Genomic DNA, 20,310 nt, shown 5'->3' with positions numbered 1-20,310 from the left:
CCGCCGCGGGCGCGGCGGGGGGGGGGGGGGCGGCGCCCCCCCCCCCCCCCCCCCCCGACCCCGTTGATCAGGTTGGCCAGGATCGCGTCCATGTCTTCTCCCTCGCTCGGTCAGCACCGTCGGTTGGTCAGCACCGTGGATTGGTCAGCACCGTCGATTGGTCAGGCGCCCGCGTACGCGGACGGGCGCCTCTGGTGGCGTTCAGCCGGCGGCGACGAGGTCCTGGGCGAGCTGGTCGAGTCCGTCCAGGTAGCGGTCGACATCGGCGTCGGTGTGCTGCACCGACAGGGTCCACTCCTCCTCGCGCCCCGGCGCCATCAGCACACCGCGGTTGGCGTGGTAGAGCCAGGCGAGATCAGGTAGCTCCGCCACCTGGTGCGCCATGAAGGACGTGTAGTCGCGGATCGGCGCGTCCGTGATGTTCACGCAGCCCTTGGAACTGATGCCGACCGTGTAGCCAGGAATGCCGTACCGGGTGAGAATGGTGTCGCAGCCACCGATCAGACGGTCGTTGAGACGATCAAGATGATCGTAGGCGGCGGGGGTCAGCACCTCCAGCAGGCTCGCCCGTGCGGCGGCCATGCTCAGCGGGTTGCCGTTGAACGTGCCCACCTGCTTCACCCGGTCGGACGCGACCACTTCCATGATCTCCGCGGTGGCGCCGATGGCCCCGGACGGCAGCCCGCCGCCGAGCGCCTTGGCCAGCGTCACCATGTCCGGGCGGACCCCGAAACGCTGCGTCGCACCGCCCGGGGCGACGCACAGTCCCGTCTTGACCTCGTCGAAGATCAGCACGATGCCGTGCCTGGCCGTGATCTCCCGGACCGCCTGCAGATAGCCCGGCTCGGGCAGCACCACCCCGAGGTTCATCATCGCCGCTTCCATGATCACACAGGCTGGTAGTCGCCCCTCGGACTCCAGTTCCTCGATGCGGCGTTCCATCGAGGACGCGTCGTTGAACGGCACCGGGACCGTGAGGTCGATGACCGCCTGCGGGATGCCCGCCCCGTAGCCGAGGGAGTTCATGTGCTCGGCCGGGCCGATGTCGGCGTACGGCGTTCCGATGGACACCATCACGTAGTCGTGATGACCGTGGTAGGAACCAAAGATCTTGATGATGGTGTCGCGGCCGGTGACGCCACGGGCGATCCGGATGGCATCCATCGTCGCTTCGGAGCCCGAGTTCACATAACGCCACTGCGGCAGCCCGAACCGGCGAGCCAGCTCCTCGCTGACCACGATGGAGTCCTCCGTCGGCATCGCGAAGTGGCTGCCCAGACCGATCCGATCACGGACTGCCCGCACGATCGCCGGATGGGCGTGCCCCTGGACCATCGATCCGTAGCCGTTGTGGAAGTCGGCGTACTCCGTACCGTCCACGTCCCACACCCGCGAACCGACCCCATGGGTGAGGTAGATCGGCCACGGATCACGGACCTGGTAGGACGACGGCACCCCGGACGTCATCGACCGCACCGCCCGCTCGTGCATCCGCCGCGAGCCGGGTGTGCCGGCTCGCAACCGGGCCTCCTCACGCTCGGTGAGTTCCTCGGCCCGAGCTCGCAGCGCCCCCACCTCCCGCCGCCCCTGCTTTCGCCGCGGCTGCCCGTCGCGATCCGCTTCCCCCGCCGTGCGCCCCGACCACCGCCCGGGCACGATCGTCTCTGCCATCGTCCACGCCCCCTCACGAAGCCGACCCACCGCTCCGACAGTTAGCTTGACCACTGAAAGCGTAGCCCGCATCCCGAATCAACGATGGAATCCGTCGGGAAAGTCGGATTTTGGAATCGCATCCCCATGGACTCGTCGGTAGCCATACGATGACGGCAGATGCGGGAGCCAAGGAGGATGCCGGTGCGGGCGCGACGGGCCCCTGGCCAGCGGTCCGGCTCGGACGGGCTGCTGGACGACGTCAATCGGGCCATCATCGAGCAGCTACAGGCCGACGGGCGGCGCTCCTACGCGGCCATGGCCGGTGTCGTCGGCCTGTCCGAGGCCGCCGTACGCCAGCGCGTCCAGCGGCTGCTGGAGGCCGGGGTGATGCAGATCGTGGCGGTCACCGATCCGCTGCAGGTCGGCTTCCACCGCGAGGCGATGGTCGGGGTCCGGGTCAGTGGCGACGCCCGGGTCGCCGCCGAGCAGATCGCCGAGCTGCCCGAGGTCGACTACGTGGTCCTCACCGCCGGCTCGTTCGACCTGCTGGTCGAGCTCGTCGCCGAGGACGACGAGCATCTGCTGGACGCGATCAACAGCAGCATCCGGGCCATGCCGCAGGTCATCGCCACCGAGACCTTCGTCTACCTCCGCCTGGTGAAGCAGACCTACACCTGGGGCACGCACACCGCCAGCCGCGCCCCGGTCGACCCCGCACGTTCCCCTCTCAGCGACCACCACCCCGGCCGCGACCACCAGCCCGGCCGCGACGAGAACCCCGATCGCGGGCGGGAACACCAGCGCGACGGCGGGTGAGACCGCCATCCGGCGGGAACGGACGGCCTGCCACCCTTGAACGGGCAGCGGAGTCACACAAAGGACACCACATCAAGGCAACGACAAAGCGTCAACAGGAGTCAAACAGGCACAGTGGAATCCCACTGGCTCCGGTTCGGACAAAATGGGGTAACCATGGCGCTGGTCCACCATGACCCGCAGGACGGCATTCTGACGACCCGCATCGGCCAGGCCGAGATCACCGTGCGGCCCGAGCCGCCGGCCGCCGCCGGCAGCACCGCCGTGATCCTGCTCCGGGTCGACGCTCCCATGCTGGACACCCTTGCCGCCGCCTACCTGGGCCCTGACGAGGCTCGCAGCCTCGCCCAGTCCCTCGTCCGCGCCGCCGAAGCCGTCCAACCATCCTCACCCTGGCGCGCTCCCCGCCCCCAGGCTCACCCCCGCTGACCGGCACGTTGCCGGCCGCCCTGCGGCCGAGCGGCCGCACCGGCGGCCAGGTCGGTCGTCCTGCGGCCCGCAGGACGACCGACCACCTCCCGAGCCGCGGGCTCCCGCCAGCCATCGGCATGCCCTGGCCACGCGCCCGAACGTGGTGCGCGTACGAACCGCGACCTTCCCGCACCGACCCCATCCACAGAGCCGACGGCTGGCGGCCCGCGGCCGTCTCCACCCAGAAAATAAAATAAGACCCGGATTCTCATCCGGGTCTTATTTCGGTGGTAGCGGGGGCAGGATTTGAACCTGCGACCTCTGGGTTATGAGCCCAGCGAGCTACCGAGCTGCTCCACCCCGCGTCGGTGTGAGTTCACCATACATGTTCGCCACCGGGGGGTGTCAAATCGATGGCGTACCAAGCTCGAGTTTTCTCGTATCGATCTTCCCTCGCCCATCCAGGACCGTGACCACTCGCCGCCCTGGACGGTCTCGTCCTGTGGAGGGCGAGACCGTCGGAGCTCGACGGGGATCGGGTTAGCCGCTCTCGGCGGTGAGGGCGCTGGTGGGTGTGGGAGCGGCAGCGGGCTGGCTGGAGGGGCGGGGTGGGGCGGCAGAGACGGAGGCGGAGGGGGAGCGTGCGGTGGGGGACGGTGACGGGGAGACCGGCGGGGTGGACGCGGGCGGGGCGAGGGTGCGCAGACGGGCGAGAGCGGCCGCGAGGTCGGACTGGGACTGGCCGTAGGCGGTGAAGTCGGGTGGGTTCTTGCCCAGGGCGGTCTGGCCCGACTGGTAGGCGCGGTCGGCATCGTTGATCGCGTCCTGCAGTGCGGTGCCACCGCCGGCGGCTGAACCACCGGTGGCACCCGAACCCGCGCCATCGGCGCCGGCGCCGTCCTGATCACCGTTGGTGACGCTGTCGGCGCCGGAGCCGGCTCCGGCGGCGGCGGCGCCCGCCCCGGATCCGAAGACCTTGTCGAGGGCCTCGCCCAGGGAGGTGCCGAAACCGATGCGTTCGCCGTACGCGGCGGCGACCCCCTGCAACGTCGGGTAGCCGGTACTGCCGCGGGCCTGGACGTAGTACGGCTCGACGTAGAGCAGACCACCGGCGACGGGCAGGGTCAGCAGGTTGCCCTCGATGGTCTGGGAGCCGGCGCCACGCCACAGGGTGAGCTTGTTGACGACGTCGGCGTTGGACTCGATGGCGCTCTGCACCTGCACGGGGCCGCTGATGGTGTCCCCGGAGGGGAGCTTGAGCAGGGTGAACTGGCCGTAGGTACCGGGATCGCTGGAGACGGCCATGTAGGCGGCGAGTTTGGAGGAGCGCGCCGAGATCAGGGGGGAGGTGAGGTTGTAGGTCGGCTTCGTCCGTCCGGGGAGCTGGCTGTAGACGTAGAACGGGGGCTGCGGCTGGTCGCTGCCGTCCGGTGAGTCGGAGACCTGCCAGAAGTCCACCTGGGAGTAGAAGTCCTGGGCGACCTGGGCGGGGGTGCGACCGGGCGTGTCGGCGACGTGGTACTGGCCGATCAGGTCGCGCTGCACCTTGAAGAGGTCCTCGGGGTAGCGCAGGTGCTCCATCAGCGACGGGGAGATGGCCTTCTTCGGCTGCACCGTGTCGGGGAACGCCTTCATCCAGGTGCGCAGCACCGGGTCCTTCTCGTCCCAGGCGTACAGCGTGACGGTGCCGTCGTAGGCGTCGACGGTGGCCTTCACCGAGTTGCGGATGTAGTTGACCTGGTCCGGGGGCTGCTGCGCGCGGTTGCCGCTCTGCGCGGTGACCGCGTCCGCGGTGACGTCGCCGAGGGTGCGTCGGGCCGAGTACGGGTAGCCGTCCGAGGTGGTGTAACCGTCGAGGATCCAGGTGATCTTGCCGTTGACGACGGCCGGGTAGGGGTCGCCGTCCAGGGTGAGCCAGGGCGCGGCCTTGCTGACCCGGTCGCGCGGGTTGCGCTCGTAGAGGATGCGCGAGTTCCTGGTGATGTCCCCGGAGAGCAGCAGGTTCTTCTCACCGAACCGCAGGGCGAACAGCCCCTGGCGGAAGGTGGAGCCGATGGAGACTCCGCCGTCACCGTTGTAGGTCGTCGTCGCCTGGGTGTTGCCGGGGCCGGGACCGTCGATCTCCACCTGGCGGGTGCCGACGACCGAGTACTTCGGTGACATCTCGCCGAAGTAGATCCGGTCCTGGGTGACGCCGAAGTCGCCTTCCTGGGGCAGGTTGCGCTCACCCTGCTCGAAGGCGGGCCGGCCGTTGTCGACGGTGGTCGACGGCGCGGCGACGAAACCCTTGCCGTGGGTGTAGGTCAGATGGTCGTTGATCCAGTTGCGCTGTTCGGTGCCGAGACCGGCCTGGTTCAGTTCCCGGACGGAGACGACGTAGTCACCGGTGACATCCTTGCCGTCGTCGCCGCGGACGGTGTAACGGTCGACGTCCAGGGTCTTCGGGAAGGTGTAGTAGCCGCGGATCTGCTGGAGCTGCTGGAACGTGCGGGACACCTTGCTCGGGTCGAGCAGCCGGGTGTTCGGGATCGTGCCGGTGTCGGCGGCGACCTTGGCGGCGGTGACGTCGGTGCGGGCCGCGTACGGTTCGGAGCGCACCTTGTCGATGCCGTAGGCGTCCCGGGTCGCGGTGATGTTGCGTTCGATGTAGGGCGTCTCCCGGGTGGCCTCGTTCGGCCGGACCTGGAACTGCTGGACGAAGGTCGGGTAGATGCCGCCGATCACCGCCGAGGACAGTGCCAGGATGCCGACGCCGACCAGCGGCAGCGTCCAGCCGCGCTGGAAGATGTTGTAGATGAACAGCACCGCGCAGGCCAGCGAGATGAACAGCAGGATGAGCTTGGCCGGCAGCACCGCGTGCACGTCGGTGTACGACGCTCCGGTGGCCACGCCGCGGGAGGAGAACACCGAGCCGAACCGGTCCAGCCAGTAGGCCCAGGCCTTGAGCAACGCCACCAGCCCCAGCAGGACCGAGATGTGCGCCTTGGCGGCCGGTGTCACCCGCTCCCGGGGCGTCTGCAGCTGGATTCCCCCGAACAGGTAGTGCGTCAGGATCGTCACCAGCAGCGAGAGCAGGACCGCGGTCAGCAGGAAGCCCAGCAGGAACCGCTGGAACGGGTAGGTGAAGGTGTAGTAGCTGATGTCCCGGTGGAACTGCGGGTCGGTCTCGCCGAACTTCACGCCGTTCACCCACAGCAGCCAGGTGCGCCAGTGCCCGGACGCGGACAGTCCCGCGGCCAGGCCGAACAGCGCCGCCACCGCGACCAGGGCCAGCTTCATGTACGGCTCGACGGCCGAGCGGTACCGCTCGAGGTTCTGCTGTTCGGTCGACAGCGGCCGCACCGGGGGGCGCAGCCTGTAGGCCAGTACGATGTTGGTCCCGATCACAACGGCCATCACCACACCGAAGAGCACGAACAACAGAATCCGGGTGTAGATGACGGTGGTGAAGACCTTGCTGAAGTTCACCGAGCGGTAGAACAGCAGATCGGTGTAGAACCGCGTGAAGACCGTGACGAACGCGATCAGCACGGCCAGGACCAGCGCCACCGGGACAATCACCTTGGCGCGGGTCAGCACCGGGCGGGGGCTGGTCGAGGCCACAGTTCCTCCGTGCGGTCAGGGCGGTCGGCCCGCGGTCGTTGTTCGTACGTCGTCGTCGTCAGGTGGTACGGCCTCTGTCCGACACGTCGGACGGAGCGTGAAGCACCCTGTACCGCAACCTACGCCAGCGGCTGCGGGCAGATCGGAGAGGATGGGTCGGTGAGCAGCCCGAACATCACGGAGTTGACCTCCGTCGTACTCGAGGTCGAGCGACACGTCGCCGACTCGGGATGGGACCAACCCAGCCAGGTCTACGCCCTCGCGGACACCGGTGACCTGCTGGCCCGCGAACCAGCCCTGGCCCCCCACATCGGCGACTCGCCGCCCGGGTCGCTGACTCCGGTCGAACAGGAGCCGCTGCCGGTGGGCCGTCTCGACGAGGTGCTGGCGGGCATCGGATGGCCCCCGGAGGTGCTGGGCTGCGTTCTGGTCACCGAACTGGTCGTCCTGCCGCCCAGCGCCGAGCAGGAGGCGCCGTACTCCGACGAGGAGATCGAGTACTGGGCCGCCAACCATCCCGAACGCCAGGACGTCCGGCTCGCCGTCGGGGTGACCCGCAGCGGGCTGCACGCCTCCTGCCTGCGGGTACGGGGCGACGACGAACTCGTGGTCGATCCTGACCTCGCCGACAACCTGATCGACGGGCTGCTCGCGACCTTCCAGTGAACGCCTGGCCGTCCCGTCCGCTCAGCAGGACGGGACGGTCGCGGCCGGGTTGGTCCGCAGGGCCTCGACCGAGCTCAGGGCGTCGGCCAGGGTGTTCACCCTGACCAGGCGGGGTGCCTTGCCCCGCTCGACGGCCTTGGCGTCCGTACAGTTGGCCGCCGGCACGAGGAAGATCGTCGCACCGGACTCCCGGGCGCCGAGGACCTTCTGCTGGATACCGCCGATCGGGCCGACCACACCCTTCTCGTCGATGGTCCCGGTACCCGCGATGATCTTGCCGCCGGTGAGCTCGCCGGGTGTGAGCAGATCCACGATGCCCATCGCGAACATCAGACCGGCGCTGGGACCACCCACGTCCGACAGGCGGATGCTGACCGTCAACGGATAGGTGTTCTTGAGGCTGGTCGTGACGCCGATGATGGCGCGGTTCGGATCGTCGGGCGACGGCCGGGTGACGATCGTCGTGGACTCGTCCTTGCCGGCACGGCGATAACTGATGGTCACCGATGCTCCGGGACGGACCTTGCCGATCTCGGTGCGCAGCTGCTCCTGACTGGTCACCGAGACCCCGTTGACCTTGATGAGCACGTCGGCGGCGGCGAGTTTGTCGGCCGCCGGGGAGCCGTCCGGTACGGAACCGACCGTGACCGCCGCGCCGGTGGGTTCGATCTTCAGCTGCGCGAGGGCCGCGGCGGTCGCCTGGTCCTGGGAGTCCAGCATGGCCTGGGTGTTCTCCTGCTGGACCTGCTGCTCGGAGGAGCCGCGGGGCCGGATCAGCTCGGTGGGCACCACCGCCTGGTCGGAGTCGAGCCAGTCATGCAGGGCACTGACCAGGTTGAGCCGGGGCGTCTCCTCGACGGTGGTCAGTTCCAGCCGACCGGACGTCGGGTAGGTGCGGCGCCCCTCGATGGTGATCAGCCGCGTGCCGTCCACCGCGCCGAGGGTGTCGGTCACCGGCCCGGGTGCGAGTGTGACGAAGGGGACCGGCAGCCACAGGCCGACCACCAGCAACACCAGCGCCAAAACCGAGGTGACCACCAGTGTTTGGGTGCGCCGGACCATTCCCGCAGTCTATGTACCCACCCGCGCCGCGGGACCAGCCGTCCACCGCCGGCACCCGCTGGGCATACGAGACGGCGCCCGCCGCAACGAGATGCGACGGGCGCCGACGTGCGGGCCGAGGGGCCCTACTCGGAGCCCTCCGGGCGAGGCCGCGACCGCTTCTGCAGATCGTCGAGGACGATCGGCCCGGTGACCGGGCTCAGCAGACAGGTGTCGTCGACGTCGAGGGAGTCGACATCGAGGGGATCGATATCGAGGGAGTCGACATCGAGGGAGTCGACGTCGAACGGGTCGTCGTTGAATCGGGCCGGCAGGCTGGTGTCGTACCCACCTCGCCCGCGCGGATCTCGGTCGGGCAGGTCGACATCACCCAGGCGATGATCGCGCGGATCGGGATCCGCCAGGCCGTGGTCGGACCAGTCACCAGCCGACCAGTCCCGATCGGACCAGCCGAACTCGGACCAGTCACGATCCGACCAGAACCGGTCATCTGGACCGGGACCGTAGCCGTCCCGCGAGTGCGGGATGCGTTCGTCGGGATCGGGCCGGCAGGAGCGGGCACCGCCCTCCGGTGCGAACGGGAAGGCGTCGCCGTCCACCGCACCACGACGGTCGGAGGTGGAGGACGCGGGGGGAATCGGGCGGGCGAGCGCGGCCATGCTGCGCCGGTAGCCCGCAATAGTGATCATGGCTTCGGAGGAACGGTCGGGTCGGCTACGCATGGCAACCCACACGAGCGCCACGACGAGGGCGACAGGGGGGATCAGCAGGAACCACATGGGAAGCCTCGACGTCGAGACGAACAAGAAGGTGACTAATTTCTATCGTAGATGCCCCGCTCAGCAGGCGCCTACCCATTCCACCGTGCCATCGGCAAAAATCTGGTGTTTCCAAATGGGAACCTGCGACTTGATGTCATCGATCAGACGACGACAGGCGGCAAATGCCTCGCCGCGATGGGCCGCGCCCACGGCCACCACGACCGCGACGTCCCCCACCTGGAGGTGCCCGGTTCGGTGGGTCACCGCGACCGCGTGGGCCCCCGCCCGCGCCGCGACGTCCGCCGCGACCCGCGCCAGCTCCACCTCCGCTCGCGGATGCGCCTCGTAAGCAAGGTCGGTCACCGGGCGGCCGTGATCGTTATCCCTTACCACGCCCACGAACAGCGCGATCCCGCCAACTTCGGGCAGCAGCACGGCCGAGACGCACTCGTCGATCGACAACGTAGCGTCACGGACCTCGGCCAGGGTGACCCGAGCGGGGTTGCCCACCGGCCCGCCCCCGGCACCGCCAGCAGCCGCGTCGCCGGTGGGCGAGAAGGTCATGAGGGTGGGGGCGCCGTCGGCGGTGGATCCGCTGTCGGTCGCGCCGGTGGGATCGGCCGCGGGGGCGGTGTCGTCGGGTCCGTCCGTTGTCGCAACGCTGGTCGGCTCCACATCTCGACCCTAACCGTGCCTCGCGGCGGCCGTTCCGCCCAGCCGGCAGAAAACGCATTACCGTGGGTTCATGCCCGAACCGCACACGCGACGTCTCGCTTCCCGATCAGGCCACGTCCGATGAGTGGCGACCTTCCGTTCGGCTTCGGCCCCACCGGTGGTGGTGGCGGCGAGGAGCCCCGCTCCCCCTTCGGCAGTGGAGCGCCGTTCTTCGCCGAGCTGGAACGGCTGCTGTCCTGGCAGGGCGGCCCGGTCAACTGGGAGCTGGCGCGCCAGATCGCGGTCCGCTCACTGGGTGACGGTGCCTCCGTCGTCCCCGTCGGCGAACAGCATCAGGTCTCGGAGGCGCTGCGGATCGCCGATGTCTGGCTCGACCCGGTCACCGCACTGCCCTCCGGGGCCACGAGCGCGGCCGGCTGGTCGCGGGTGGAATGGGTCGAGAAGACCCTGCCGGTGTGGCGCACCCTGTGTGATCCGATCGCGACCAAGGTCGTCGAGGCGATGCGGACCGGCATCTCCAGTGGGCTGAGCCAGCTGGGCGGGGGCGGCATCGAGCTGCCCGAGGAGCTGCGCGGCGCGCTGCCACCGGGGGTCGATCTCAGTGCGCTGATGGGCGCCGGTGGACCGGTCATGAGCATGATGAACCAGGTCGGCGGCATGCTGTTCGGCGCGCAGGTCGGCCAGGCGATCGGGACGCTGGCCGCCGAGGTCGTCTCGTCCACAGAGGTGGGACTGCCGCTGGGGCCGGCCGGGATGGCCGCCCTCGTACCCGCCGGTGTCGCCGACTTCGGCGCTGGCCTGGAGATCCCGGCGGACGAGGTGCGCATCTACCTGGCGCTGCGGGAGTCGGCCTCCAGTCGGCTGTTCGCGCATGTGCCGTGGCTGCGGGCGCACGTCCTGGGCGCGGTCGAGGAGTACGCCCGCGGTATCGCGGTCGACACCGAGGCCGTCGGCCGGGTGATGCGGATGGTCGATCCGAGTGCGCTGATGAACCCCGAGCGGCTGTCCGAGGCCCTCGGGGAGGACGTGTTCAACGACGCGACCACACCCGAGCAGCAGGCGGCGCTCGCCCGCCTCGAGCTCATCCTCGCGCTGATCGAGGGCTGGGTCGACCATGTCACCGATGCCGCGGCGACCGGGCATCTGCCGGGATCGGCCGCGTTGCGGGAGATGGTCCGCCGCCGCCGGGCCGAGGGAGGCCCGGGCGAGCAGACCTTCGCGACGCTGGTCGGGCTGTCGCTTCGGCCCCGCAAGCTGCGGGAGGCGGCGGCCCTGTGGGCGGCGTTGGCGCAGGCTCGTGGCCGGGACGGGCGCGACGCGGTCTGGGAGCATCCGGACCTGCTGCCCACCTCGGACGATCTGGGTTCACCCGACGGTTTCGTGCACACGACGAGTTCCGGTGTGCTCGACGACCCCATCGCCGAGATCGAGAAGCTGCGCGACACGCCACCGGCTGAAAGCGGCCTCAGCAAGGGTTCGGCTGGTCGGGGACCGAGCGGCACCGGCCCGGCTGGTGACGGCCCGGACGCCACGACCACGGATGGCACGACCACCGATGGCACGGACGCGGGGGACGAAGGCCCGAGTGCGCAGGGTCCGGATGGCGATCGGCCGGACGGCACCGGCTGATCGCTCGTCCGTTCGTCCGGACGGGCCGGCGGTTGTCCACAGGCTCGGATCGCTCGTCCACAGCGGTCGGCGGGATCTCGCCCGGGACCGGATCCGCGTGACACGGTGGTCCTCCCGGCCCACGGGCCGGATTCCGAACTGTGTCCGGCGGCCGCGGCCGCCGGTGGACCCGCGGGGGATCCATGCGCCCGATCCTCAAGCCTGGCCTACGTCGGCTCTGGCACAACGGCTCGACCTTGCAGCTCGGCATCGATCCGACTCGGGCCGTGGTCGTCACCGGTCTCCAGCCGGCGCACACGGCCCTGCTCGACACGCTCGACGGCCGCCGCACCTGGGAGCAGGTGCGTGCCGACGGCGGCCCGGCCGGTCAGGATCTGCTTGATCTGCTCGCCGAGGCCGGCATGCTGACCGACGCGACCCTCACGTCGTCGCTGGCGGCTCCCGACCCACAGGCGGCCGCACGGCTCGCTGAGGCCCTGGGGGTACCGGGCAGCGCCGTGGAGCCGGCCGTCGCCGCCCGGGCCGAACGAGCCCGGCTGCTTCCGGATCTGGCCGCGTTGTCCCTGCGCTGGGCCGATCCGGCTCGCCCGCTGGCGGTGCTGCGGGCCCGGCAGGCCGCCCAGGTGCTGGTCCAGGGAGCCGGGCGGGTCGGTGCGCAGATCGCCGCCCTGCTGGGTGCGGCCGGCATCGGCCGCATCGTGATCGATGATCCCGGGGTGGTTTCCGCCGCCGACGTCGCGCCCGGTGGGCTGCGCCTGGCCGATGTGGGCCGCTCCCGGGCTCTCGCGGCGGGTGCGGCGCTGACCCGGATCGGCCATGGTTCCCCCGGGCAGCAGCCGTCGGCGGCACCGTCCCGGCCCGCGCGCGCTCCCACTCGGCCCGGTCGGCCCGATCAGGTGCCGGCGGTCGGTGACTCCGGGCCACCGGTGCCCGCGGCCTTCGAAGCGGATCTGGTGGTGCTCGCCCCGATCGGCCCGCCGCTGCTCGCCCCGGATCTCGCGCTCGACCTGGAACACCGCGGTCACGCCCATCTGCTGGCCGGGGTGCGTGAGACCAGCGGGATCGTCGGGCCGCTCGTCGTGCCCACGGTGACGGCCTGCCTGCACTGCCAGCATCTGCACCGCCACGACCGGGATCCCGACTGGCCGCGGCTCGCCTTCCAGCTGGTCCGGCCGCGGACCAGCGGCGACGACCCCTGTGACGTGACCCTCGCGAGTCTGGTCGCGGCGCTCGCCGCGATGCAGGCCCTGGACTATCTCGACGCGTCCGCTCCCCTCCCCCGGCCCGGCCACGCCGAGCGGCGGCCTTCGGCCGCGCACCGCGTCGCTGAGACGAAAGCCATAGTGCTGCGCGGCGAGACCCCCCTGCCGGCAACGGCGAACGGATCTCTGGAGTTCGCCGTGCCCGGCTGGCAGGTCGCCCGCCGCAGCTGGCCGGTGCACCCCAACTGTCCCTGTCGGACAGCCCGTCGCGCCGCCCGGGCCGCGCCGCCGGGGGTGCCCCGGGCGGGCACGGTCCCGCCCGGTCCCGGCGGCCGCGGCGACCCGCCGACACACCAGGCTGGGCCAGCCGAAGCTGGATAACACCCAGCAGTTCGTCACGCGACCCTCCCGTAACACGGCGGGAGGGGGCACGATGGAGCTGTGTCCGACATCCCGCGGCGGGCAGTGGTCCGCACCGCGAAACTGGCCGCGCTCCCCTTGGGGATCGCCGGCCGCGCCACGATCGGCGCCGGTCGACGCCTGGGCGGTCGCCCCGCCGAGGTCGTCGCCTCTGAGCTGCAGCAACGCACCGCCGCGCAGATCTTCCGCGTGCTCGGTGAGCTCAAGGGCGGCGCGATGAAACTCGGCCAGGCGATGTCCGTCTTCGAGGCCGCGCTGCCCGACGAGGTGGCCGCGCCCTACCGGGCGGCACTGACCAAACTGCAGGAGGCGGCCCCGCCACTACCCACCGCGGTGATGCGGCGGGTGCTCGAGGAGGAACTGGGCCCCGAGTGGCGGTCGCTGTTCGCCGAGTTCGACGACACGCCGGTCGCGGCGGCGAGCATCGGTCAGGTCCACCGGGCGGTGTGGGCGGACGGCCGGCCGGTCGCCGTCAAGGTGCAGTACCCGGGAGCCGGCCCCGCGCTGCTCGCCGACCTGACCCAGCTTGGTCGGGCCGCCCGCCTGTTCAGCTCGATCGTTCCCGGCCTGGACGTCAAACCCCTCATCGAGGAGCTCAAGGCCCGCGTCGCCGAGGAACTCGACTACCGGCTGGAGGCCGCCTGGCAGGCCGCCTTCGCCGAGGCCTACGCCGGCGACCCCGACATCGCGGTCCCCCGTCCCATCGCCGGCGCCGACCGGGTGATCGTCAGCGAGTGGATCGACGGAACGCCACTGTCCACCATCATCAGCGAGGGCACCTCCGAACAGCGGGACCAGGCCGGGATGCTGCTGGTCCGGTTCCTCTACTCGTGTCCGGCCCGGGCCGGGTTGCTGCATGCCGACCCGCATCCGGGCAACTTCCGGCTGCTGGCGGACGGGCGCCTGGGCGTCCTCGACTTCGGCGCGGTCAACCGCCTGCCCGGCGGGCTGCCCGAGCCGGTGGGCCGCCTCGCCCGCCAGACACTGGCCGGGGACTCGGCGGCGGTCGCCGACGGGCTGCGCGCGGAGGGTTTCATCCCGGCGGCGGCCGAGATCGAAGCCGCGGATCTGCTCGACTATCTGGCCCCGATGCTGGCCCCGATCGCCGCGGACGAGTTCACCTTCACCCGCAGCTGGCTGCGGGGTGAGGCCACCCGGATCGGCGACTGGCGTTCGGCCGCGGCCCAACTCGGCCGCCAGCTCAACCTCCCCCCGTCGTACCTGCTCATCCACCGCGTGACGCTCGGCGCCATCGGTGTGCTCTGCCAGTTGGGCAGCACCGGCGACTTCCGCGCCGAGATGGCACGCTGGCAGCCCGGTTTCGCCGAGCCCGGCACGCCGGCCGCCCGCGCCGCCGCGCATGCCAACCGGCCCGACCGTCCCCTGCCCGTCCTGCGGGTCCGGGAGGAGGCGGGCGTCATCCACGCGCTCGCCGGTCCGGTCGTCCTCGGGACCCCCCGTTCCCGCCGTGGCCGGCGCCGAGCGACCCTGGCCGAGACGCCCACGCCCCCCGCCACGGGAAAAGCCGGCGCGACCGGCACCGGACGGGCAGCCCGGACCAGGGCGGCCACCCGGTCGAAGCCCACCCCGAAACCGCGAGCCGCCCCCGCGCCGGCCGCTACCGATCCGGCGGTCCCCGAGTCGTCCGCTACCGATGGCCCGACGTCCAGCGGCAGGCCGACCGCCGCCGGCGCGCCGAAGCCGAAAGCCGCCACCAGGTCACGACCACCCGCCCAGACGAAGATCACCGACCAGCACAGGGCAAGCGATCAGCCCGGCCCGGTAGATCAGCCCGGACCAGCCGACCGAACCGGCGCAGGCGACCGGGCCGAAGCGGTCGATCAGCCGACAGCCACCAGCGAGGTGGTGCCAGCGCCCAGGCCCGACCCCGACAACGGGCGGTAGCTCGAGGCCGCGAGGCGATGCTGGGGTGGCGAAGCTACTCGCCGGAGGGAAGATCACCGAGGTAGATGAAGCCGTAGCCTTCGTCGCGGAAGCGCACGCCGGCGGCCCGCAGGGCATCGCCCCAGTCACCGCGGCAGTCCGGATCGGCGGCTTCCGAACCGTGGTCGGCGGTCAGCAGGAACGCGGTGTCAGCCAGCAGGCCCCGCTCGGCCAGCAGATCGAGGAAGACACCCAGCCGTGCGTCCGCGTCCCGCAGCGCGGCCCGGGACTCGGGCGAATAGGGGCCGCCACCGTGGTGGCCGGTGTCGGTCACGGTGGTGTTCCACCACATGACGTCGGGCGCGACCGCATCCGCGGCCCACAGCTGCAGGACCTGGGTGAGGCCGAGCGCGTCGACCCGGCTGGACCACGCGTAGTCGGGATCCCGGTTCGCCCATTCGGCGTCGCTGTGCGGATCGCCCTCGACGGGGGGCAGGTAGTCGCCCATGTCACCAGCGCCGCTGGCGGAACCGGCCGCGCGGACCAGGCCGAACGTCGAGTAGTGCGCGCCCCGGTCGACCGGCTCGTTCACGCAGGCGGTCACCGCCGCCGGACGTGCCCGGAGCACGGCCTCGAAGAGCGTCTCGACGCCGTCGCGGAGCTGCTCACAGGCCGCGTGCCAGGTCTTCACGTCGTTGACGATCACCTGACGGCCGACGGCGCGGTCGAAGTAGACGTTGTGCAGGATGCCGTGACGGCCGGGGCCGACACCGGTGAGCGCGGAGGTGTGGTTGGTCAGTGTCACGCTGGGGAACTCGGCGATGGCACCGCCTGTCAGCGCTGTGCCTTCGGCGAGCAGCCGGGCGACGTTCGGCAGTACGCCGGTGCCGGCCAGATGCAGCAGATCGTTGCAGTTGGCGCCGTCCCACAGCAGACCGACGACGTGGCGTGCGACACCGGCGGTGACGATGTCGGTCAGCGCCGTACCCTCGGCCCCGGGCAGGCTCGCCGAGGCGAGAACGGCGAGGGTCGGGGCGATGTCGATGACCCGGGCCACGCCCTCACGCAGGCCGCGCGCACGCACACCCGCACCGGAGAGCAGCAGGGGGGCGCGGGACTGGCCGGCGTCCAGCGAGCCGTGTTCACCGAGATGACCGCCGCGCTCCGGCCAGTAGTGGCCCGGGGTGTGCACGACGATCAGGTCGGGTGAGCGGGTGGCGTCGCCGAACGCGGACAGCAGCCGCCGGCCGGCGAACGGATAGGCGTTGCGTTCGTTCGGCGGGGACGGGTCGGCCAGGGCGTTCGCCAGGGGCACGCCGTGCAGCGGATCCTGCGAGACCAACGGGTCACGCCCGGAGCGCACCTCCCAGGGCCCGTCCGGTGTGGCGGTGGGCACGCGGGCCGACCCGGCCGCGTTCGCGACATACAGCCACGGCGCGTCGACCCAGGCGACCAGGTCGACGATCGCGGCGAGTTCCGGCGCGGTGAGTGCGGCGACCGCCCGACCCAGCTCGCCGGACCCGTCGGCGCGGGATGCCGCGCGGTGCGCCGGGACGCCAGGGGATCGTGGCCCGACGGCGCGGTCGGGTTCTGGTTCGGCGGCGAGCCCGGCGCCCACCGCCGCGAGCGATGGTTCGGCCAGGGACGATGGTTCGGCCAGGGACGTCGACTCGGGGGTGGATGGGGCTCCGGTCGACAGCGGGTAGACGCGATCGCGACTGGGCACGGGGAAACCCTATCCGGGTGCCCCCGTCAGGCGAGGAAATCCACAGCCAACACCGGCGGGCGGAACACCGACTGCTCGGTGTTCCGCCCGCACCCAGGTGGCTTGGCCGCGGCCGCTGGCAGCCGCGGCCATGTTCAGGCCGCGACCCGCCGAGGCGATGGCCCGTTCAGGCCGCGACCTCCTCGGGACGGACCTTGCGTGGCCGGCCGCGGGGGCGTTTGCGCGGGACGACGGTGCCGGTCACCACCAGCTCGCCACCCCACACCCCCCACGGCTCGCCCCGATCGAGGGCCGCGGTCAGGCAGGCCGCCCGGACCGGGCAGGTGTGGCAGACGGCCTTCGCGGTCTCCACGTCCGCCGGGGACTCTGCGAAGAACATTTCGGGATCGACGTCCCAGCAGGGCAGAACGAGCCGATCCTGCTCGATCCGGGCGACGATCATGTGATCGAACACCGGGGTGTCACCTCCGACACGGTTGGGCTTCGAGCGGATGGAAGGAAGCGAAACGACAAAGAGCCGCGATCCCCATCGGGATCGCGGCTCTCGTGTCAGCTCCGGAGCGCTTACTCCGGATGCGGATCGAGGACGTGTCCCGATGTGAGGTGACGGTTCGTGGGCAGCTGGCCAGCGGTGTTCCCGGTGACCTGGCGATGCTTCGTGAGCAGCGCGGCAGTGCCCGACAGCGGTGCGACGGGTGCCTGCTGGGCGGCGAACACAGCCGTGGCGCTCGGCCGGGCCGCGCCTGATGTGGCCGCCAACACCATGGGGGTGATGGACATGCCGAGAACCCGACCTCGGGCACTCGCCGCCACGCCGGCATCGGCCATGCCGATGGTCGACAGGGCGGTATAGAGGGCGCGCGCGAGCGCCGGACCAGCGCCGATCTCCGTGCTCTGGAGGCAGGCCGCGGACAGCGGGCCCTGCTGACGGATGACCTCGCTGCTCACTCTGTTCGCCAGAATGTTCACCATTGCGAGATCACCTCGATTCTCCGGAGGGCCGGTGGCGCATGGCAGCCAGTCGGCGTCTGTGGGGCGTCGGTGTAACCGTAGAAGGCCTTCGCGAGAACCTCAACGTATTTTCTGTGTCACGAGTATGACACGTTGCGCCACAAGGGTTGAGCCGTGCTCACGGCGTGGCGCGGTCGGCCACCAGGGCGAGCACCGCCGCGCCGTACCGGTCGAGCTTGGCCTGGCCGATCCCGGGGATCCGGACCAGTTCGGCGACCGTGCCGGGGCGGCATTCGGCGATCGCGCGCAGGGTCGCGTCGGTGAGGATGACGAACACCGGCATGCGGGCCTCCTTCGCGGTGGCGGCCCGCCAGACCCGCAGGCGTTCGTACAGCGCGGCATCCACGTCACCGGGGCACTGGGCGCACCGTCCGACCCGCGCCGACGCGCCGGTCAGCGACTGACCGCAGACCCGGCAACGCACCGCGGAACGCCCCCTGGTCCGGGTCCGAGCCGCGTCCCCGGGTCCCCGGGAGCCGGGCACCCCGCCCGTCCCGTCTGATCCCGGCGACCGCTCCCCACCCGGGTCAGCCGAGGCGTCCCGTCCGGTGGCTCCCCCGCCGCCCCGGGAGCCACTCGAGCCAGCGGCACCACCGAAGCCACCGGTACCACCGGAGCCACGGCGTGCGGGGCGTAGCTCGTCCAGGAAACGGGATGGGCGGCGGACCCGGCTGGCTCCCTGGGTGCGCGCCAGCGACCATGACAGGACCAGCTGGGCGCGGGCACGGGTGATCCCGACGTAGAGCAGCCGGCGCTCCTCCTCGACCTGCTCGGCGGAGCGGGCGTGCACCAGCGGCAGGGTGCCCTCGGTGAGGCCGACGAGGAAGACCGCGTCCCATTCGAGGCCCTTCGCGGCGTGCAGGGTGGACAGCGTCACCCCCTCGACGGTCGGCAGATGCTCGTGGGTGGCACGATCGGCGAGTTCGTCGACGAACTCGCCGAGGCCGGCGGCGGGATCACGGGCCGCGAGATCCTCGGCGAGCCGGTGCAGCGCGGCGAGGTTCTCCCAGCGCTCCCGTTCGGCGCCGGTGCCCACGGCGGCGGTGTGCGGGTACCACTGCAGCGCACCGAGGACGTCCGCCACGGCGTCGGCGAGGCCGAGCGGACGGTCGGCGTCGGCGGAGCGGACGGCGGCCCGCAGCAGTCCGCTCGCCTTGCGGACCTCCGGCCGGGCGAAGAACTTCTCCCCGCCGCGCAGCAGACAGGCGATGCCGGCCGCGCCGAGGGCCGACTCGTAGGCCTCCGACTGCGCGTTCGTCCGATACAGCACGGCGATCTGGCTGGCCGGCAGGCCACGGGCGAGCAGGGTCCGGATGCGACTGGTGACGGCGGTGGCCTCGTCGGCCTCCGTGTCGCACTCGAGCCACACCGGCGCGGGCCCGGCGGGCGCGGCGGCGACGAGCGCGGCCCGGGGCCCCGCCCCCACCAGCCGGTTGGCCAGGGCCACCACCTGGGGTGTCGACCGGTAGTCGCGCACCAGCCGGACCACCGCCGCCTGCGGATGACGGCGGGGGAACTCGAGCAGGTGACGCGGTGAGGCCCCGGCGAACGAGTAGATCGTCTGATGGGGATCGCCGACGACACACAGGCTGTCGCGGTCACCGAGCCAGGCGTCGAGCACCCGCTGCTGGAGCATGTTGACGTCCTGGTACTCGTCGACGACGAAGTGCCGGTAACGGGAGCGGATCTCGCCCGCGACGAAGCCGTGCTCCTCGATCATGGCGGCGGTGAGCAGCAGCAGATCCTCGAGGTCGAGGACCCCGGCCTCCCGTTTGGTCTCCTCGTAGGCGCCGTAGAGCCGACCGATCGTCGCGGCGGTCATCGTCGTCTCGCGGCCCGCCGCCGCGGCCAGGCGCGCGTAGTCCTCGGGTGTGACGAGCGAGACCTTGGCCCATTCGACCTCTGCGGTCAGGTCGCGCAGTTCCGTGCGGTCGGTGCGCAGGCCCAGCCGGGCCGCGGCCCGAGCCATCGTCGGGATCTTGCTCGACTCGAGTCCGGGCAGCGGACCGCCGGCCACCGTCGGCCAGAAGTACTGCAACTGGCGCAGTGCGGACGAATGGAACGTCCGCGCCTGCACCCCCGGCACACCCATCGCCCGCAGCCGGCCGCGCAGCTCACCCGCGGCCCGGGTGGTGAAGCTGACCGCGAGGATCTGATCGGGCGCAACCCCGCGATCCGCGACCATGTGCGCGATTCTGTGGGTGATCGTGCGCGTCTTGCCCGTACCGGCCCCGGCCAGGATGCAGACCGGGCCGAGCGGGGCGGCCGCGGCGGCCCGCTGCTCCGGATCCAGCGCGGCCAGCAGATCGTGGCCGGCGGCCGGGCCCGCCGCGCCGATCTCACGGGACGCGGCGACGGGCGTCGCACCGGGTGGGCCGGCGGGTGCGGCGGCGGCTGGCGCCCGGGGCGTGGCGATGGGCGCGGGCGGCGGAGCGGTGGGTCCGGACATCCCTCGACACGGTAGTACCGGTCTGGCGCGGGAAGGGACGGCGCCGCCACACTGTTGGAGCATCTGTTGTGTCCCAGTGACTTGGAGGCCATTCGTGCTCACGATCTACACGACTTCCTGGTGCGGCTACTGCGTTCGACTGAAGAGCCAACTGGACCGCGCCGGCGTGGAGTACAAGACCGTGGATATCGAGAACGACCCGACAGCAGAGCAACGTGTCCGCGATGCGAACAACGGGAACGCGACCGTGCCGACTGTGCTCTTTCCCGATGGCACTGTGATGACGAACCCGAGCATCCGCCAGGTCACCGAGAAGGTCACTTCTGCCGCATAACGGATACG

General features: G+C 71.3%; 15 protein-coding genes, 1 tRNA gene and 1 pseudogene. 7 read left to right on the top strand and 10 right to left on the bottom strand.

Annotation, left to right across the window (positions count from 1 at the left end):
- Nucleotides 1-201: 201 nt before the first annotated feature.
- Complete coding sequence (locus MXD61_RS19725) at nt 202-1,671, bottom strand: aspartate aminotransferase family protein (protein WP_248814949.1); 1,470 nt, start codon at nt 1,669-1,671, stop codon at nt 202-204.
- A gap of 177 nt (nt 1,672-1,848) precedes the next feature.
- On the opposite strand from MXD61_RS19725, the pseudogene MXD61_RS19720 reads away from it, so the two are divergent.
- Together MXD61_RS19720 and MXD61_RS19715 are read left to right on the top strand one after the other, a co-directional pair.
- A pseudogene (locus MXD61_RS19720) lies at nt 1,849-2,334 on the top strand (Lrp/AsnC family transcriptional regulator); the annotation flags it as partial.
- A 291-nt stretch (nt 2,335-2,625) separates the two neighbouring features.
- Entirely contained in the window at nt 2,626-2,898 is a 273-nt protein-coding gene (locus tag MXD61_RS19715) for a hypothetical protein (protein WP_248814947.1), read from the top strand.
- Nucleotides 2,899-3,168: 270 nt separating this feature from the next.
- On the opposite strand, the gene MXD61_RS19710 is transcribed toward MXD61_RS19715, so the two are convergent.
- Both MXD61_RS19710 and MXD61_RS19705 read right to left on the bottom strand, forming a co-directional pair.
- Nucleotides 3,169-3,245: transfer RNA gene (locus MXD61_RS19710), tRNA-Met, on the bottom strand.
- A gap of 175 nt (nt 3,246-3,420) precedes the next feature.
- Complete coding sequence (locus tag MXD61_RS19705; RefSeq protein ID WP_248814946.1) at nt 3,421-6,483, bottom strand: UPF0182 family protein; 3,063 nt, start codon at nt 6,481-6,483, stop codon at nt 3,421-3,423.
- Nucleotides 6,484-6,642: 159 nt separating this feature from the next.
- On the opposite strand from MXD61_RS19705, the gene MXD61_RS19700 reads away from it, so the two are divergent.
- Complete coding sequence (locus tag MXD61_RS19700) at nt 6,643-7,149, top strand: PPA1309 family protein (protein WP_163547173.1); 507 nt, start codon at nt 6,643-6,645, stop codon at nt 7,147-7,149.
- A gap of 21 nt (nt 7,150-7,170) precedes the next feature.
- Here the strand turns inward: MXD61_RS19700 and MXD61_RS19695 are convergent, their stop codons facing one another.
- The 3 genes from MXD61_RS19695 to MXD61_RS19685 form a co-directional block, all read right to left on the bottom strand.
- Nucleotides 7,171-8,211, bottom strand: a complete 1,041-nt coding sequence (locus MXD61_RS19695) for a PDZ domain-containing protein (RefSeq protein WP_248814945.1) — start codon at nt 8,209-8,211, stop codon at nt 7,171-7,173.
- A 125-nt stretch (nt 8,212-8,336) separates the two neighbouring features.
- A complete protein-coding gene (locus tag MXD61_RS19690; protein WP_248814944.1) occupies nt 8,337-8,900 on the bottom strand; it encodes a hypothetical protein in 564 nt (187 codons plus the stop codon).
- 150 nt (nt 8,901-9,050) lie between these two features.
- Nucleotides 9,051-9,536 (bottom strand): molybdenum cofactor biosynthesis protein MoaE, encoded by a 486-nt coding sequence (locus tag MXD61_RS19685; protein WP_248814977.1) that lies wholly within the window; start codon nt 9,534-9,536, stop codon nt 9,051-9,053.
- A gap of 231 nt (nt 9,537-9,767) precedes the next feature.
- On the opposite strand from MXD61_RS19685, the gene MXD61_RS19680 reads away from it, so the two are divergent.
- The 3 genes from MXD61_RS19680 to MXD61_RS19670 all read left to right on the top strand — a co-directional run bounded on the left by MXD61_RS19680 (nt 9,768) and on the right by MXD61_RS19670 (nt 14,803).
- Nucleotides 9,768-11,276: a zinc-dependent metalloprotease gene (locus MXD61_RS19680; protein ID WP_248814943.1), complete on the top strand. Its 1,509-nt coding sequence runs from the start codon at nt 9,768-9,770 to the stop codon at nt 11,274-11,276.
- Nucleotides 11,277-11,458: 182 nt separating this feature from the next.
- On the top strand, nt 11,459-12,859 hold the full coding sequence (locus MXD61_RS19675; protein WP_248814942.1) for a ThiF family adenylyltransferase: 1,401 nt from the start codon (nt 11,459-11,461) through the stop codon (nt 12,857-12,859).
- Between the two features lie 60 nt (nt 12,860-12,919).
- Entirely contained in the window at nt 12,920-14,803 is a 1,884-nt protein-coding gene (locus MXD61_RS19670; protein ID WP_248814941.1) for an AarF/ABC1/UbiB kinase family protein, read from the top strand.
- 34 nt (nt 14,804-14,837) lie between these two features.
- Here MXD61_RS19670 and MXD61_RS19665 read toward each other — a convergent pair whose 3' ends face one another.
- The 4 genes from MXD61_RS19665 to MXD61_RS19650 form a co-directional block, all read right to left on the bottom strand.
- Nucleotides 14,838-16,508, bottom strand: coding sequence for an alkaline phosphatase family protein (locus tag MXD61_RS19665; RefSeq protein ID WP_248814940.1), 1,671 nt, complete (start codon nt 16,506-16,508; stop codon nt 14,838-14,840).
- Between the two features lie 166 nt (nt 16,509-16,674).
- Entirely contained in the window at nt 16,675-16,962 is a 288-nt protein-coding gene (locus MXD61_RS19660; protein ID WP_276511361.1) for a WhiB family transcriptional regulator, read from the bottom strand.
- A gap of 110 nt (nt 16,963-17,072) precedes the next feature.
- Nucleotides 17,073-17,480: a hypothetical protein gene (locus MXD61_RS19655; protein WP_248814939.1), complete on the bottom strand. Its 408-nt coding sequence runs from the start codon at nt 17,478-17,480 to the stop codon at nt 17,073-17,075.
- A 157-nt stretch (nt 17,481-17,637) separates the two neighbouring features.
- Nucleotides 17,638-19,968, bottom strand: coding sequence for an ATP-dependent DNA helicase UvrD2 (locus MXD61_RS19650; protein WP_248814938.1), 2,331 nt, complete (start codon nt 19,966-19,968; stop codon nt 17,638-17,640).
- A gap of 94 nt (nt 19,969-20,062) precedes the next feature.
- On the opposite strand from MXD61_RS19650, the gene MXD61_RS28155 reads away from it, so the two are divergent.
- Nucleotides 20,063-20,302: a mycoredoxin gene (locus MXD61_RS28155; RefSeq protein WP_163547188.1), complete on the top strand. Its 240-nt coding sequence runs from the start codon at nt 20,063-20,065 to the stop codon at nt 20,300-20,302.
- The last annotated feature ends 8 nt before the right edge of the window (nt 20,303-20,310 follow it).

It is taken from the genome of Frankia sp. AgPm24 (assembly GCF_023243055.1).
Taxonomy (GTDB): Bacteria; Actinomycetota; Actinomycetes; order Frankiales; family Frankiaceae; genus Frankia; species Frankia umida.
The sequence above is the reverse complement of the archived record's forward strand: the minus strand, read 5'-3'. Positions and strand labels throughout refer to the sequence as shown.